Source organism: Streptomyces roseolus (assembly GCF_014649855.1).
In the GTDB taxonomy this organism is placed as follows: domain Bacteria; phylum Actinomycetota; class Actinomycetes; order Streptomycetales; family Streptomycetaceae; genus Streptomyces; species Streptomyces roseolus.
This window is the reverse complement of sequence record NZ_BMTV01000026.1, coordinates 1-14,053: the sequence shown is the minus strand read 5'-3', so window position 1 is coordinate 14,053 and position 14,053 is coordinate 1. Positions and strand designations below refer to the sequence as shown.

The 14,053-nt window shown below is 71.4% G+C and carries 10 protein-coding genes and 1 pseudogene; 7 read left to right on the top strand and 4 right to left on the bottom strand.

Going from position 1 to position 14,053, the window contains the following annotated elements:
- Window positions 1–170: 170 nt before the first annotated feature.
- Window positions 171–1,136 carry a glycoside hydrolase family 6 protein gene (locus tag IE245_RS27400; protein WP_189952268.1) on the bottom strand — a complete coding sequence of 322 codons (966 nt, stop codon included), beginning with the start codon at window positions 1,134–1,136 and terminating at the stop codon, window positions 171–173.
- A 1,182-nt stretch (window positions 1,137–2,318) separates the two neighbouring features.
- On the opposite strand from IE245_RS27400, the gene IE245_RS27395 reads away from it, so the two are divergent.
- The 5 genes from IE245_RS27395 (at window position 2,319) to IE245_RS27375 (ending at window position 8,202) form a co-directional block, all read left to right on the top strand.
- Window positions 2,319–3,320 (top strand): ABC transporter substrate-binding protein, encoded by a 1,002-nt coding sequence (locus IE245_RS27395; protein WP_189952266.1) that lies wholly within the window; start codon window positions 2,319–2,321, stop codon window positions 3,318–3,320.
- A gap of 68 nt (window positions 3,321–3,388) precedes the next feature.
- Entirely contained in the window at window positions 3,389–4,951 is a 1,563-nt protein-coding gene (locus tag IE245_RS27390) for a sugar ABC transporter ATP-binding protein (RefSeq protein WP_189952265.1), read from the top strand.
- Window positions 4,948–6,063, top strand: a complete 1,116-nt coding sequence (locus tag IE245_RS27385) for an ABC transporter permease (RefSeq protein ID WP_189952263.1) — start codon at window positions 4,948–4,950, stop codon at window positions 6,061–6,063. Before IE245_RS27390 ends, IE245_RS27385 begins: the two co-directional genes overlap by 4 nt.
- A complete protein-coding gene (gene yjfF / locus IE245_RS27380; RefSeq protein WP_189952261.1) occupies window positions 6,060–7,058 on the top strand; it encodes a galactofuranose ABC transporter, permease protein YjfF in 999 nt (332 codons plus the stop codon). Before IE245_RS27385 ends, yjfF begins: the two co-directional genes overlap by 4 nt.
- A 73-nt stretch (window positions 7,059–7,131) precedes the next feature.
- Window positions 7,132–8,202, top strand: a complete 1,071-nt coding sequence (locus IE245_RS27375) for an aldose epimerase family protein (RefSeq protein ID WP_189952259.1) — start codon at window positions 7,132–7,134, stop codon at window positions 8,200–8,202.
- Between the two features lie 66 nt (window positions 8,203–8,268).
- Here IE245_RS27375 and mmsB read toward each other — a convergent pair whose 3' ends face one another.
- Genes mmsB through chvE form a run of 3 tightly spaced genes read right to left on the bottom strand, consistent with a single transcriptional unit; the run spans window position 8,269 to window position 12,205 of the window.
- On the bottom strand, window positions 8,269–9,513 hold the full coding sequence (mmsB, locus tag IE245_RS27370; RefSeq protein ID WP_189952257.1) for a multiple monosaccharide ABC transporter permease: 1,245 nt from the start codon (window positions 9,511–9,513) through the stop codon (window positions 8,269–8,271).
- On the bottom strand, window positions 9,510–11,081 hold the full coding sequence (mmsA, locus tag IE245_RS27365; RefSeq protein ID WP_189952452.1) for a multiple monosaccharide ABC transporter ATP-binding protein: 1,572 nt from the start codon (window positions 11,079–11,081) through the stop codon (window positions 9,510–9,512). Before mmsA ends, mmsB begins: the two co-directional genes overlap by 4 nt.
- Before the next feature lie 14 nt (window positions 11,082–11,095).
- The gene (gene chvE / locus IE245_RS27360) at window positions 11,096–12,205 is read right to left on the bottom strand and encodes a multiple monosaccharide ABC transporter substrate-binding protein (RefSeq protein WP_189952254.1); all 1,110 of its coding nucleotides are present in this window, start codon (window positions 12,203–12,205) and stop codon (window positions 11,096–11,098) included.
- Window positions 12,206–12,425: 220 nt separating this feature from the next.
- Here chvE and IE245_RS27355 point away from each other — a divergent pair, with 220 nt between their 5' ends.
- Both IE245_RS27355 and IE245_RS37290 read left to right on the top strand, forming a co-directional pair.
- Window positions 12,426–13,472, top strand: coding sequence for a LacI family DNA-binding transcriptional regulator (locus IE245_RS27355; protein WP_189952451.1), 1,047 nt, complete (start codon window positions 12,426–12,428; stop codon window positions 13,470–13,472).
- Between the two features lie 408 nt (window positions 13,473–13,880).
- Window positions 13,881–14,053 (top strand): annotated as a pseudogene (locus IE245_RS37290) (ribulokinase); the annotation flags it as partial.

Genomic DNA, 14,053 nt, shown 5'->3' with positions numbered 1-14,053 from the left:
CGCGGCGCACCCGACCCGGGCGAGGGCGGCGGCCGCGCGGCGTCGTGGGCCGCGCGGCTTCATGGGGCCGGCTTTCCTGGCCGGAGGGCGAAGGCGAGGGCGCGGAGGGCGGACGCGTGCCTGTGGCCCGGTCGCGCTGCGGCGGAGTCCGGGCCGCAGGAGCCGGAGGGTCAGTAGCCGTAGATCATCTTGTAGGCGACCTCGGGGAGGAACTGGCCGGCCGTGGAGCCGGTCCCGACGCCGCAGTTGCCGTCGGACTCGCCCGGGGCCTTGATCCACAGCAGCATCTCGGCGCCGCCGCCCAGCCGGGTGGGCGTGCCGATGCGGCGGCCGGCCGCGTTGCACCACTCGCCGTTGGCGCCGTTGCCGTTGCGGCTGGTGTCGACGACGAACGGCTTGGTGTAGCCGTAGCGGGCGGCCAGTTCGCCGTTGACGGCGTTGCCGTAGGCGGTGTTCTGGGCGGTGGTGTAGTGGTTCGAGACGTTGAGGGAGAAGCCGTGCGCCTGGCGGAGGCCGGCTTCGTGGAGGCGCTGGGCCATCGTTCCGGCGCTCACCCAGCCGGGGTTGCCGGCGTCGAGGTAGACCCAGGTGTGGGGGGCCTGACGGTTGAACTCGGCGACGGCGCCGCTGATCATGCCCTGGCGTTCGCGGATCTGGGTCGGGTTCAGACAGCCGTAGTCCGCGAGGGAGTCGGGTTCGAGGACGACGACGGCCGGGCGCTGGGCGATCCCGCCGGCGAACTGGGCGATCCAGGTCGCGTACGCGGAGGGCGAGGAGGCGCCGCCCCCGGAGTGACCGCCGCACGAGTCGCGGAGGTGGATGTTGTACGCGACCAGGACGGGCAGCTTGTCCTGGTGGTCGGCGGCCCCCACGTACGCGCCGGTCGCGGTGCCGATGGTGCCGCTCCAGGCGCCGAACCAGCGGGCCGTGGGGGTCTCGGCGAGGGACGCGCCGATCGCGGCGGCCCGGCCGTCGCCGGGGTTGGCGGCGACCCACTTCTTCGCGCTGGAATCGGGGTCCACGTAGAACCCGCTGGTCATGGTGGTGGGATCCGCCGCGTGGGCGGGCGGGGCGACGGCGAGCGCCAACGGCAGCGCGGAGAGTGCTGCGACGAGCGTGCGGATCCTGTGGCGCATGGCTGTACCTCGGTTTCCTGACGGCGGAAGCGTCGTGTGCTCTCGTCCCGAGCGGGCGACGCGCGAAGGAAGTGCGGTGGTACGAGGTCCCCGTGCGGCGGCGGCTCCGACCGCTGGGGACACCGGCACGCCGAGGGCGTACCGAGAACGTTGGGAGCGCTCCCAATGGAAGCGTTTCCAGCAGCGGTTCGGTAGGTCCGGGGCGTCGCCGTATCGTGGGTTGCGCTTCTTTCGGCTGTCAAGTGGCCTCACGTGAACACCACTTCACGCGGCGGTGATCACGCTCTCCGTCCCTGCGACCGGAAGCGCTTCCGGTCTTCCAGGCGTTCAGGCCGCGACGGGAAGGCGGATCATGGCCGACGGCGTGCCGCGACGGCGGTCGGCCCTCGACGAGGTGGTCGAGACCGCGGCGCACCAGCCCATGGAGGGTCTCGGCCGAGAGACGGCGCGCATGCTCGTCGCCCTCGTCGACGGACAGGTGCCCCCCGCTGATCCTCCCCGTGCGCCCGGTCGTCGGCGCCGGCGCCCGACGGGCCGCCTCGCGGCGGGCCTCCCGGCCCGCAGGTTCAACCCCGGTGCCTCCCGGCCGCCTTGGCGGAAGGTCGAAGGAGCGGCAGGGTTTCGACGCCGCCTTGGGGAGCGCTCCCGGTCCGGGAAGAAGCACCCGCCTCGGGAGCCGGGTCCCGGCGAAGCCCGGCTGCGCGTCTGCGCCGGGCACGTCGGGGACGACGGCCCGCCTCCGGCGGCTCACCCCGGAGGCGGCCTCGGGGAGGGCCGGGGGGCGCGGAGAACGACTCCTGATGTCCGGGATCCTGGATGCCGTTCGAAATCGTGTCGCGACGATACGAAGCGCGGTGGGGTGTCGGCGGGCGCCGTTCCGTGGGGTTCGGTGCGGGCTGCTCCTCAGCCGCCACTGTTAACGCTCACAACTTCCTGGCTCTGGTTCACGGCGGGCTGCTCCACTTCGCCGTATCAAAAACGGGTAACGGCCGTACGAACCCTTGAGTTGCATGACTGTTAGCGCTCACAATGACACGCGTTCGCCGACCCACCGGTCGCCGGGAGCCGACGACTCGTTCTGCCTCCGCCCGGTTCGACCACCGCTGCGCAGCCCTCCCTTCGCCGGGCCCGTCCCCTTGAGGGCCCGCCTCGTACGACGCACGTCCCGAGAGGAACCACGACATGGCCCACAGAGCCCTCCGCGTCATCGCCGCCGCCGCCCTGGCCGCTGGTGCGCTGACCGCCTGCACCACCGAGCCCGCACCCACCGGCACCGCCGGCGGCACCGGCAAGGGCTCCTCCGACGGCACGCTGGTGCTCGGGTTCGCCCAGGTGGGAGCCGAGAGCGGCTGGCGCACCGCCAACACCAAGTCCGTACGCGAGGCGGCCGAGAAGGCCGGCATCACGCTGAAGTTCTCCGACGCGCAGCAGAAGCAGGAGAACCAGATCAAGGCGATCCGCACCTTCATCCAGCAGAAGGTGGACGTCATCGCCTTCTCGCCGGTGGTCGAATCCGGCTGGGACACCGTCCTGAAGGAGGCCAAGAACGCCGGCATCCCCGTGATCCTCACCGACCGCGCGGTCGACTCGCAGGACACCTCGCTCTACCAGACCTTCCTCGGCTCCGACTTCGTCAAGGAGGGCCAGGAGGCCGGCAAGTGGCTCGTGAAGGAGTACGAGGGGACCTCCGACCCCGTCAACGTCGTCGAGCTCCAGGGCACCACCGGCTCCGCCCCCGCCAACGACCGCAAGGCGGGCTTCGCCGAAGTCGTCAAGGGCGACCCCAAGTTCAAGGTCGTCGCCTCCCAGACCGGGGACTTCACCCGCGCCAAGGGCAAGGAGGTCATGCAGGCCTTCCTCAAGTCCCACGAGGACATCGACGTCCTGTACGCCCACAACGACGACATGGCCCTGGGCGCCATCCAGGCCATCGAGGAGGCGGGCAAGAAGCCGGGCACCGACATCAAGGTGATCTCCGTCGACGGCATCAAGGACGCCTTCGTCGCCATGCAGGAGAAGAAGATCAACGTGGTGGTCGAGTGCAACCCGCTCCTCGGCGACCAGCTCATGGAACTCGCCAAGAAGGTCGCGGCCGGGGAGAGCGTCCCGCGACGGGTCGAGGTCAAGGAGGGCGTCTTCACCCAGGACCAGGCCGCGGCCGCCCTGCCCGGCCGCCAGTACTGACCCACCGCCCGCACCGGACCGGGGGCGGCCCTCGCGCCGCCCCCGGCCCCCCAGAACGAGGAGGGCGGATGACAGCCCCACCCACCCCCCGCACACCCACCCCCGCCGGCCGGCCGGTCCTGGAGGCCCGCGGCATCCGCAAGGCGTTCCCCGGCGTCCTCGCCCTCGACGGCGTGGACCTGCGCCTCTTCCCCGGCGAGGTCCACGCGCTGATGGGAGAGAACGGCGCCGGCAAGTCCACCCTCATCAAGGTGCTCACCGGCGTCCACCCGCCCGACGCGGGAACGGTCTCCGTCGACGGCGGCCCCCGGCGGTTCGCCCAGCCCCTGGAAGCGCAGCACGCCGGAATCAGCACGGTCTACCAGGAGGTGAACCTCTGCCCCAACCTCTCGGTCGCCGAGAACATCCTCGTCGGCCGGGAACCCCGGCGCTTCGGTCTCGTCCACTGGAAGGCCCTCCACCGGCGCGCGGCACGGCTCATCACCGAGCTGGAACTCGACCTCGACGTCCGCATGCCGCTGAGCGCCCACTCCCTCGCCGTCCAGCAACTCGTCGCGATCGTCCGCGCCGTGGACGTCCAGGCGAAGGTCCTCGTCCTCGACGAGCCCACCTCCAGCCTCGACCGCGACGAGGTCGCCCAGCTCTTCGCCCTGGTGCGCCGCCTCCGGGACCGGGGGGTCGCGATCCTCTTCGTCACCCACTTCCTCGACCAGGTCTTCGACCTGTGCGACCGGGTGACCGTCCTGCGCAACGGACGCCTCGAAGGCGAGTACCGTATCGACGAGCTGACCCCCGTCACCCTGGTCCACCACATGGTCGGCAGCGAACTGAGCACCCTCGACGAACTCGCCGAGACCTCCCGCCCGGGCACCGCCGCCGCCCCCGAGACCGCCGGAACGCCCTTCCTCAGCGCCCGCGGGCTCACCCGGGCCGGCTCCATCGAGCCGTACGACCTGGACATCCACCGCGGCGAGGTCATCGGTCTCGCCGGTCTCCTCGGATCCGGACGGACCGAGGCCGCCCGGCTGCTCTTCGGAGCCGACCACGCCGACGGCGGCGAGCTGCGGATCCACGGCGAACGCGCCGTCCTGCGCTCGCCGCGCACCGCGATCGCCCACAAGATCGCCTTCTGTTCGGAGAACCGCAAGGCAGAGGGCCTGATCGGCGAACTCACGGTCCGCGAGAACATCGTCCTGGCCCTCCAGGCCGCACGCGGATGGACCAGGCCCCTCTCCCGCGCCCGGCAGGACGAGATCGCCGCCCGGTGGACCGAGGTCCTCGACATCCGCCCGGCCGACCCCGAGGCCCAGGTCCGCAACCTCAGCGGCGGCAACCAGCAGAAGGTGCTGCTCGCCCGGTGGCTGCTCACCGACCCCGAGCTGCTGATCCTGGACGAACCCACCCGGGGCATCGACATCGGCGCCAAGACGGAGATCCAGCGGCTCGTCGGCCGCCTGGCCGCGGAGGGCACGGCGGTCCTCTTCATCTCCGCCGAACTCGAGGAAGTGCTGCGGCTGAGCCACCGGGTCGGCGTCCTGCGCGACCACCGGCTCGTCGCCACCCTCCCCAACGACACGACCCTGACGCCCGACCGGATCCTGGGCGCCATCGCCACCGGAGCCACCTCATGACACCACCTGACGACACCGGCGCCGGGGCGCGCCCGGGCCGGGCGCCCGGAGCCCGGCGGCTGACCGGGCACCGCCTGTTCTGGCCCGCCGCCGTCCTGGCCACCCTGTTGCTGGGGAACGTCGCGCTCACCCACGACTTCTTCGCCGTCCGCGTCCAGAACGGACACCTGTACGGCAGCCTGATCGACATCCTCCAGTTCGGCGCCCCGCTGATCCTGGTCTCCCTCGGCATGACGCTCGTCATCGCCACCCGGGGCATCGACCTCTCGGTCGGCTCGACGGTCGCCATCGCCGGCGCCCTCGCGTGCGAGCACATCGCCACCGCCGAGGACCCCGGAAGCCTGTCCACGCTGACGACGGCGATCGCGCTGGCGGTCGGCGTGGCCGCCGCGATCGGCCTCCTCAACGGCCTCCTCGTCGCCCGCCTCGGCGTCCAGCCCATCGTCGCCACGCTGGTCCTCATGGTCGCCGGGCGCGGCGTGGCCCAGCTGATCACCGACGGCCAGATCATCAGCGTCTCCAGCGCCGCCTACAAGATGATCGGCGGCGGCTACTGGCTCACCCTCCCCTTCGCCGTCCTGCTCGCCGCGGCCCTCGTCGCCGTCACCTCCCTCGTCACCCGTCGGACCGCACTCGGCATGCTCATCGAATCGGTGGGCGGCAACCCGGTCGCGAGCCGGCTCGTCGGCATCCGGGCGGCCGGCCTCCTCGTCACGGTCTACGTCCTCAGCGCCGTCTGCGCCGCGGTCGCCGGCCTCATGATCAGCTCCAACGTGTCCAGCGCCGACGGCAACAACGCGGGCCTGTGGATCGAGCTGGACGCGATCCTGGCCGTGGTCATCGGCGGGACCGCCCTCACGGGCGGCCGCTTCTCCCTCGGCGGGACGGTCCTCGGCGCGCTCGTCATCCAGACCCTCTCGACCACCATCTACACCCTCGGCGTGCCGCCGGAGACCACCCTCGTCTTCAAGGCCCTCGTCGTCATCGTCGTGTGCCTCGTCCAGTCGCCCGTGTTCCGCGCGCGACTCTCACGCCGTCGCCGGACGGCCGCCCCGGAACCCGCCGCCGGCGCGGGCGACCTGACGGCCCGTCGGCAGGAGGTCCACCCGTGAGCACCCTCCTCACCAAGCCGCTCCACCGCTTCTCGGCACGGCACGCCGCCCGCCTGCCGCTCATGGTGACGGCCACCCTGCTGGTCGCGATGTTCTCGATCGGCTCCGTACAGTACGAAGGCTTCTTCTCCGCGCAGGTCCTGCTCAACGTCCTGATCGACAACGGCTTCCTGCTCGTCGTCGCGATCGGCATGACCTTCGTCCTCCTCACCGGCGGAATCGACCTGTCGGTCGGCTCCATGGTGGCCCTGTCGACCATGCTGACGGCCTGGCTGGTCGAACAGAACGGCCTGCCGCTCGCCCTGGCGGTACCGCTGGTGCTGCTGGTGGGAGCGGGCGGCGGCGCCCTCATGGGCTGGGTGATCCACACCTTCGAGATCCAGCCCTTCATCGTCACCCTCGCGGGCATGTTCCTCGCCCGCGGCCTCTGCTACATGATCAGCACCGAGTCCATCTCGATCACCGACCCGACGACCACCCGGATCGCCCAGACCCGGGTGCTCCTGCCCGGCGGACTGTTCGTCTCGCCCGCCGTGGTCATCGCCCTGGTCGTGCTGGCGGCCGCCTTCGTCGTCCTCCACCACACCCGCTTCGGCCGCACCGTCTACGCCCTGGGCGGCAGCGAGTCCTCCGCCCGCCTCATGGGCCTGCCCGTCGGGCGCACCAAGGTCGCGGTGTACGCCGTGAGCGGCCTGTGCTCCGCCCTCGGCGGTCTGCTGCTGACCTTCTACATGCTCTCCGGCTACGCCCTGCACGCCGTCGGCATGGAACTCGACGCCATCGCCGCCGCCGTGATCGGCGGGACGCTGCTGACCGGTGGCTCCGGATTCGTCCTGGGCACCGCGCTCGGCGTGACCGTCCTCGGCCTGATCCAGACCGTCATCAGCTTCCAGGGCACGCTCAGTTCCTGGTGGACCCGCATCGTCATCGGCGGCCTGCTGTTCGTCTTCATCCTCCTCCAGCGCCTCTTCGGCGGATCCCGCCAGGCCGAATAGGTCCGGGCCACGCGGGGGCGGGGTCCTCCCCGCCCCCTTTCCGGCCGCGCCCTCCCGCGAACAAGGAACCTCCATGAACCCAGCCCCGCCGCCCCCGATCACCGGTGCCCCTCCGGTCCGCCGACCCGACCCGTACGCCGGCCACCGATGGACCTTCGGCTTCCCCGGCGGACTCACGGCGGAGGTGCACACCCTCGGCGCCTGCCTCCACGGGCTGTGGGCGCCGGACCGGCACGGCACTCCGGCCGACGTCGTCCTCGCACCCCTCGACCCGCGCCACACGGCCACCACCGCCCGGTACTTCGGCGCCACCGTCGGCCGCTACGCCAACCGCATCGCCCACGGCCGCTTCTCCCTGGACGGGACGCCCCACCGGCTGACCACGCAGGAGAACGGCCACTGTCTGCACGGCGGCACCGACGGTTTCGACACCCGCCTGTGGGAAGCCGAGAGCGTCCACACCCCGGAGTGGACCGGCGTGCTCCTGCGCCTCCGCAGCCCGGACGGCGACCAGGGCTTCCCGGGGAACCTGGAGGCCACCGTCAGCTGTCTCGTCGGCCGCGACGGCGAACTCGCCTTCTCCTACACGGCCGTCACCGACGCCCCCACCCCGGTCAACCTGACCAACCACGCCTACTTCAACCTCGACGGCGAGGGCGCCGGCGACGTCCTCGGCCACGAACTGACCGTCGACGCCTCCCACTACACCCCGGTCGACGGGGACCTCATCCCCCGCGGGGACCACCTTCCCGTCACCGGCACCGCGTTCGACCTGCGCCGGCCGCTCCGGATCGCCGACGCCCTGGCCCGCCCCGGCGCGGACGGCGGGTACGACCACAACTTCGTCCTGAGCCCGCCCGGCGACACGACGCCGCGCCGCGCCGCCGTCCTGTACGCGCCGGCCACCGGCCGCCGCATGGAGGTGCTGACCACGGAGCCGGGCCTCCAGGTCTACACCGCGGGGCAGTTCGACGGCTCGGTCCTCGGCAAGAGCGGTACGCCCTACCGGGCGGGGGCCGGCATCGCGCTGGAGACCCAGCACTTCCCCGACTCCCCGAACCGCCCCGGTGACCCGTCCACGGTGCTGCGGCCGGGCGAGCGGTACACGTCGAGGACGGTCCTGCGGTTCACCACCCGCGACTGACCGCGCACGGACACGGCTGTGCCCGCCGGCACCCCGCCGGCGGGCACAGCCGTGTCAGGAGCGACGTCAGGCGCCCGCCCTCCGCTTGTTCCACACGTCGAAGCCGACCGCCGCGAGCAGCACCAGGCCCTTGATGACCTGCTGCCAGTCGGTGCCCACACCGACGAGGTTCATGCCGTTGTTCAGCACGCCGAGGACCAGGCCGCCGATGATGGCCCCGAGGACGGTCCCGACGCCCCCGCTCATCGACGCCCCGCCGATGAACGCGGCGGCGATGGCCTCCAGTTCGAAGTTCACGCCCGCCTTCGGCGAGGCCGCGTTGAAGCGCGCCGCGAAGACGAGGCCGGCGAGCGCCGCGAGCATCCCCATGTTGAGGAAGACCGCGAAGGTCACCTTCCTGTCCTTGACCCCGGACAGCTTCGCGGCGGGCAGGTTCCCGCCGATCGCGTACACGTGGCGGCCGATCACCGCGTTGCGCATCACGTACCCGAAGCCGACCAGCAGGACGGCCAGGACGAGGAGGACGACGGGCGCGCCCTTGTAGCTGGCCAGGAGCAGGGTGGTGACCAGGACCGCGGCGACCAGCGCCGTCACCTTCAGCGCGAACAGGCCCGCCGGGAGCGTCTCCAGGGCGAACTCCCGCCGGCGGCGACGGTCCCGCACCTCCTGGAAGACCACGTAGGAGATCAGCCCCAGGCCGAGGAGCAGCGTCAGGTTGTGGTAGTCGGTCCGCGGCCCGACCTCCGGCAGGAAGCCGTTGGCGACCTTCTGCAGTCCGTCCGGGAACGGGCCGAGCGTCTGCCCCTTGAGGAAGATCTCGGTGAGCCCGCGGAACAGCAGCATGCCGGCGAGGGTGACGATGAACGACGGTATGCCGACGTACGCGATGAAGAAGCCCTGCAACGCGCCGGCGACCGCCCCGAGGAGCAGGGTGAGGAGCACCGCGACCGGCCAGGAGACGTGGTGCTCGACCATCAGCACCGCCCCGACGCCTCCCACCAGGGCCATCAGCGAGCCGACCGACAGGTCGATGTGCCCGGAGACGATGACGATCATCATGCCGATGGCCAGGACGAGGATGTAGCTGTTCTGCAGGACGAGGTTGGACACGTTGCGCGGCAGCAGGAGGTCGCCGCCCGTCCAGATCTGGAACAGCAGCACGATCAGGCCGAGCGCGAAGAGCATGCCGTACTGGCGCATGTTCCGCCGGACGCCGTCGAGGAGCACCCGGAGCACCGGTGTCCCGGTGGACGGGGACCCGCTGCCCGGGGGCGCGGGGGAGGTCGTCTTCGTGCCGGCTTCGGTGCTCATGCCTGGTGTCCTTCACTGGGGGCGGGGTCTGCGGTGACCGCCGCCGGTGCGGGGGAGTCCTGCGTCATGTGCCGCATCAGCACTTCCTGGGTGGCGTCCGCGCGGGCGACCTCGCCGGTCAGCCGCCCGGCGGCCATGGTGTAGACGCGGTCGCACATGCCGAGCAGTTCGGGCAGTTCGGAGGAGATGAGGAGGATCGCCTTGCCCTCGGCGGCGAGCCGGTCGATCACGGTGTAGATCTCGTACTTGGCTCCGACGTCGACCCCGCGGGTGGGCTCGTCGAGGATGAGGACGTCCGGTCCGGCGAGGATCCACTTGCTGAGGACGACCTTCTGCTGGTTGCCGCCGGAGAGGCGGCCGACCGGTTCGAGGACGTTCGGGGTCTTGATGTTCATGGTCCGCCGGTAGCGTTCGGCCACCCTGCGCTCCTCGTGCCCGTCGACGACGCCGCGGCGGGCGAGGGCGCCGAGGGACGCGAGGGAGATGTTCCGGCTCACGGAGTCCCCGAGGTCGAGGCCGTAGTGCTTGCGGTCCTCGGTGACGTACGCGATGCCGTGGGTGACCGCCTCGGGCACGGTGCGCGTCCGCACCTCGCGGCCGTCCTTGAGCACGGTGCCCCGCTCGTACCGGCCGTAGGAGCGGCCGAAGACGCTCATGGCGAGTTCGGTCCGGCCGGCCCCCATGAGTCCCGCGACGCCGACGATCTCCCCGCGGCGCACCCGGAGCGAGACGCCGTCGACGACCTTGCGGCCGCGGTCGAGCGGGTGACGCACGGTCCAGTCCCGGATCTCCAGGACGGGGTCCGCGTCGGCCGGGCCCCCGTACGGCGTGCGGTCGGGGAAGCGGCTGTCGAGGTCCCGCCCCACCATGCCGCGGATGATGCGTTCCTCGGTGGTGGCCGGATCCCTGACGTCGAGGGTCTCGATGGAGCGCCCGTCCCGCAGGATCGTGACGGAGTCGGCGATCCTGGCGATCTCGTTCAGCTTGTGCGAGATGAGGATCGAGGTGATGCCCTGGTCCTTCAGTTCCCGCATCAGTCGCAGCAGCTTCGCGCTGTCGTCGTCGTTGAGGGCCGCGGTGGGCTCGTCGAGGATCAGCAGGCGCACGTCCTTCGCCAGCGCCTTGGCGATCTCCACGAGCTGTTGCTTCCCGACCCCGATGTCGCCGACCCGGGTCTCGGGGTGCTCGTCGAGCCCGACCCGCCCGAGCAGTTCGGACGCCCGGCGCAGCACCCGGTGCCAGTCGACGATCCCGCGCCGGGACGGTTCGTTGCCGAGGAAGATGTTCTCGGCGATCGACAGGTGGGGGACGAGCGCGAGCTCCTGGTGGATGATGACGATGCCGCGGCGCTCGCTGGCCCTGATGTCCCTGAAGCGGCACGGCTCGCCGTCGAAGAGGATCTCGCCCTCGTACGTCCCGTGCGGGTGGACGCCGGACAGGACCTTCATGAGGGTCGACTTCCCGGCCCCGTTCTCCCCGCACAGGGCGTGCACCTCGCCGCGCTCCACGGTCAGGGTCACCTCGGAGAGGGCCCGGACGCCGGGGAAGGTCTTGACGATGGACCGCATCTGGAGGAGGGCGGTCACTTCAGCGCCCCGGCGTCGATGTAGCCGGAGTCGACCAGGACCTCCCGGTAGTTCGACTTGTCGACGCTGACCGGGTCGAGCAGGTAGGCCGGGACCACCTTCTTGCCGTTGTCGTAGCTGGTGTCGTCGTTGACCTCGGGCTTCTTGCCGTCGAGGACGGCGGCCACCATGTCCGAGGCGACCTTCGCGAGGGCGCGCGTGTCCTTGTAGACGGTCTGCGTCTGCTCGCCCGCGATGATCGACTTCACGGAGGCGACCTCCGCGTCCTGGCCGGTGACGACCGGCAGCGGCTTGGCGGCGCTCCCGTAGTCGTCGGACTTCAGGGCGGACAGGATCCCGATGGAGATGCCGTCGTACGGGGAGAGGACGGCGTCGACCCGGGCCGAGGAGTACGCGGAGGTCAGCAGGTCGTCCATGCGCTTCTGTGCCGTCCCGCCGTCCCAGCGCAGGGTGGTGACCTGGTTGAGCTGGGTCTGCCCGGAGCGCACGACCAGCTGCTTCTTGTCGAGGTAGGGCTTGAGCACCTTCATGGCGCCGTTGAAGAAGTACTTGGTGTTGTTGTCGTCGTTGGAGCCGGCGAACAGCTCGATGTTGAACGGGCCCTTCTTGGCGCCGGACTTCAGCCCCAGCTTCTCGACGATGTACGTGGCCTGGAGCTCGCCGACCTTCTCGTTGTCGAAGGAGGCGTAGTAGTCGATGTGGGGAGAGCCCAGGATGAGCCGGTCGTAGGAGATCACCGGGATGTCGGCGTCCGCGGCCTGCTGCAGGACGTTGGACAGGGCCTCGCCGTTGATGGCGGCGACGACCAGGGCGTCGACCCCCTGGGTGATCATGTTCTCGATCTGGGCGACCTGCTGGTCTGGGTCGTCCTCGCCGTACTGCAGGGTCGTGGCGAAGCCGGCCTTCTTCAGGCTCTCCGTCATGTTGCGGCCGTCAGCGATCCACCGCTCGGAGGACTTGGTCGGCATGGCGATGCCGATGGTGCGGTCCTTCTCGTCCTTCGCCTCCTGGCTGCCGCCCTCGCCGGACTGCCCGCAGGCGGTCAGCAGCAGGGCGCAGCCGGTGGCCACGGCCAGGAGAGCGGATGCGGATCGGAACTTCTTCATGGGCGTACCCATCCCGTCGTCGAGAGCGGCTCCGACCGGGAACGGCCTCGACGGCAGCGCGGTCCACGCACCACCGGGACGGCACCGTTCCGGCTGGGTGGCCGGGGCGTCGGCGCCCCGGTCGAGCTAGATTGTTAGCGCTCACAAAGGCGTGATACAAGAGGCGCTAAGGTTTTTCCCGTATCGATACACAGCCGTGAGCACCGAGAAGGGAGCGAACGTGGCGCACCCCGCGGAAGACGTCCGCCCGCCGACGATGGCCGACGTCGCACGGGAGGCGGGGGTCTCCCACCAGACCGTCTCCCGGGTGCTGAGCGGCCACCCCAACGTGCGCGCGGCCACCCGGGAACAGGTCACCGTGGCCATCGAGCGGCTCGGCTACCGCCGCAACTCCGCCGCGCGCGCCCTGGTGACGCGCCGCACCAGGACGCTCGGCGTCATCGCCGTCAACACCGCCCTGTACGGCCCCGCCAGCACCCTGACCGGCCTGGAGGAGGCGGCACGGGAGGAGGGCTACCTCGTCTCGGCCGTCAGCCTGCGCAGCGGAGGCGGACAAGGGCTCAGGGACGCCATCGACCACCTCGCGGCCTGGGGCGTCGAAGGCGTCGTCGCCATCACCCCGCAGCGCTCGCACGTGCAGGCCCTCGCCGAACTGGACGCGCCCTTCCCCGTGGTCACCGTGGAGGGCGGCCACCAGCTCGACCTGCCCGGCGTCTCCCTCGACCAGGAACTCGGCGCCCGCATGGTCACCGAGCACCTGCTCGCCGCCGGCCACGCGAACGTCTGGCACGTGGCGGGTCCCGGCGACTGGCTGGAGAGCGAGGCCCGCACCGCGGGCTGGCGTGCCGTCCTGGAGGAGAACGGCATCCGTCCGCCGCGCGTCCTCACGGGCGACTGGAGCCCCCTGTCCGGGTACCGGGCCGGGCAGGAGCTCGCGGGACTCGCCATGGCCCGCCGCGGGGCGACCCCGGTCACCGCCGTCTTCGTCGCCAACGACCAGATGGCGCTCGGCGTCCTGCGGGCACTGCGCGAGGGCGGGATCCGCACCCCCGCCCAGGTCGCCGTCGCCGGCTTCGACGACATCCCCGAGGCCGAGTACTTCCCCCCGCCGCTGACGACGGTCCGGCAGGACTTCGCCGCCATCGGGCGCCGGAGCATCGGACTCCTGGTGGACCACATCGAGGGGCGCGCCACGAAGACCGAGCACCTCCTGGTCGAACCGCAGCTCATCATGCGGGCGAGCACGCGCCCGCCGCACGAGGCCTGACGGCGGCGCCGGTTCACGCCGCCGCGCCCCGGCCCCGGCGGGCCGGCGGGCGTCGGGGCGTGCCCGTCGACCGGTGACGGGTTCGCCGGAAGCCGTACGGCCGGTGACGGGCGCCCGCCCCGACCCGTACGGCCTCCGGAGGCGCGGGCCCGCGGGCCGCCGTACGGAGGTCCGTCCCGTGCCGCGCGCCCCCGGTCGCCGCCCCGCCTCTCACCGCCCCCCGCCCCTCCACGGGCCGGTCCCGGTCCGCCGACCTGCCTCGGGGGACGAGTGAGCGCTCACTTGGAAACCCGCGTTTCCTGCCCGATGTTCGACAGAACCGCACCCAACTCTTGTTCAACTCAATTGTGAGCGTTAACAATTTGGGTGCTCCCCCTGACTCCCGCTCCCGACGAGAGAGACCGCATCGTGAGCTCACACGTTCCTCCCGGCCCCACGGTTCGCCACCACCCCGAGGCGTGCACGGTCGGTGTCGATTTCGGCACTCTTTCCGGCCGCGCCGTCGTGGTGAGGGTGCGGGACGGTGCCGAGCTGGGTTCGGCGGTGCACGAGTACCGTCACGCGGTCATCGAGGACCGTCT

Bases quoted from the DNA above. Each gene is read 5' to 3' on its own strand.
- IE245_RS27400 (WP_189952268.1), bottom strand. From the start codon at position 1,136: ATGCGCCACAGGATCCGCACGCTCGTCGCAGCACTCTCCGCGCTGCCG.
- IE245_RS27395 (WP_189952266.1), top strand. From the start codon at position 2,319: ATGGCCCACAGAGCCCTCCGCGTCATCGCCGCCGCCGCCCTGGCCGCT.
- IE245_RS27390 (WP_189952265.1), top strand. From the start codon at position 3,389: ATGACAGCCCCACCCACCCCCCGCACACCCACCCCCGCCGGCCGGCCG.
- IE245_RS27385 (WP_189952263.1), top strand. From the start codon at position 4,948: ATGACACCACCTGACGACACCGGCGCCGGGGCGCGCCCGGGCCGGGCG.
- IE245_RS27375 (WP_189952259.1), top strand. From the start codon at position 7,132: ATGAACCCAGCCCCGCCGCCCCCGATCACCGGTGCCCCTCCGGTCCGC.
- mmsB (WP_189952257.1), bottom strand. From the start codon at position 9,513: ATGAGCACCGAAGCCGGCACGAAGACGACCTCCCCCGCGCCCCCGGGC.
- mmsA (WP_189952452.1), bottom strand. From the start codon at position 11,081: ATGCGGTCCATCGTCAAGACCTTCCCCGGCGTCCGGGCCCTCTCCGAG.
- chvE (WP_189952254.1), bottom strand. From the start codon at position 12,205: ATGAAGAAGTTCCGATCCGCATCCGCTCTCCTGGCCGTGGCCACCGGC.